This window comes from Lachnoanaerobaculum saburreum DSM 3986, assembly GCF_000185385.1.
GTDB lineage: Bacteria > Bacillota > Clostridia > Lachnospirales > Lachnospiraceae > Lachnoanaerobaculum > Lachnoanaerobaculum saburreum.
The window spans coordinates 2,170,588-2,171,806 of sequence record NZ_GL622296.1; the positions used below are offsets into that span (position 1 = coordinate 2,170,588).

General features: G+C 33.3%; 2 protein-coding genes. One reads left to right on the forward strand and one right to left on the reverse strand.

The window, feature by feature from the left end; all coding sequences use genetic code 11:
• The coding region (locus tag HMPREF0381_RS09950) for an IS630 family transposase (RefSeq protein ID WP_008751848.1) at window positions 1-732 on the forward strand (732 nt) is incomplete at its 5' end.
• A gap of 42 nt (window positions 733-774) precedes the next feature.
• On the opposite strand, the gene HMPREF0381_RS09955 is transcribed toward HMPREF0381_RS09950, so the two are convergent.
• A partial coding sequence (locus HMPREF0381_RS09955) for a hypothetical protein (protein ID WP_169311801.1) occupies window positions 775-1,219 on the reverse strand: 445 nt, incomplete at its 5' end.

Consider the following 1,219-nt stretch of genomic DNA (forward strand, 5'->3'; position numbering starts at 1 on the left):
CCACACAAAATAAAGTATTACTGTGAAAAACATGATCCTGAGTTTGAGTCCAAGATGCATGATGTATTGTTGGTGTATAAACAGGTGAGTATGCAATTCGATGAAAACGGTCAGCTTATTATCCCGGTAGATGAACCGATGGTACATACAGTATCTTGTGACGAAAAGCCGGGAATACAGGCTATTGCCAATACAGGAGAGGATCTTCGCCCTACGGTCGGAAACGGTTATGTGATGCGAGATGCTGAATATAAGCATCTTGGAACCTTATCACTCCTTGCCGGAATAGATCTGCTAACAGGTGAAGCAATCCCTTATGTTAGCACAACACATAAAAGTTCTGATTTTATAGAACTACTTAAAAAGCTCGATGATCGTTATCCTGAAAGAGATATCATTCGCATAGTATGTGACAATCATTCAGCGCATAAATCAAAAGAGACAAGGAACTACCTTGCTACTCGCCCCGAAGGAAGATTTGTATTTGTGTTTACACCTAAGCATGGGTCTTGGCTTAACATGATAGAAGGTTTCTTTAGCAAGATGACGAAACAGATGCTCAAAGGTATCAGAGTAGAATCAAAGGAAGAGTTGGAGCGTCGTATCTACCTTTACTTCGATGAGGTCAATCGAGAGCCGGTTGTTTATCATTGGTCATACAAAATGGATGAAATTAGCGTTACCGAAGCGATTGAAGCAGGAATTAAAACCAATGAGGTTTGTAACAGTTAATAATTATTCGATATACTAGATATCTAGTTTACACAAAATATATTAAAAACTCTCTTTTACCCTTATAATCTTCGAGATATTATCAAAAATAATACCTATTAAATTTACATTTTCGATAAAATTATTCAATTCTTTCTTTATTTTATTCATGTCTTCACGTAACATTCTATATTGTATTTCTTCTATATTTTGCTCGACACCTATTTCAAAATAATATCTTTCTCCTTCATATATACTACATATTTGATCTATTATTTTTGTAATTTTTCCATGTTCTAAATATTCCTTTAGAGATTTTAACTGGTTTTCATCTGTAGGTTCTGTTATAAGAATCGAAATTAAAATATCGTTAAAAATTTTTGCATATTCGTCATCCAAAATCGCCTCTTCACCATCTATAAGTCCTCTACCATCAATTCCTGTATATGTTTTAGATTGAAAATAATCCAAAATATTATATAATAAATTTTCTTTATTATATAATAGT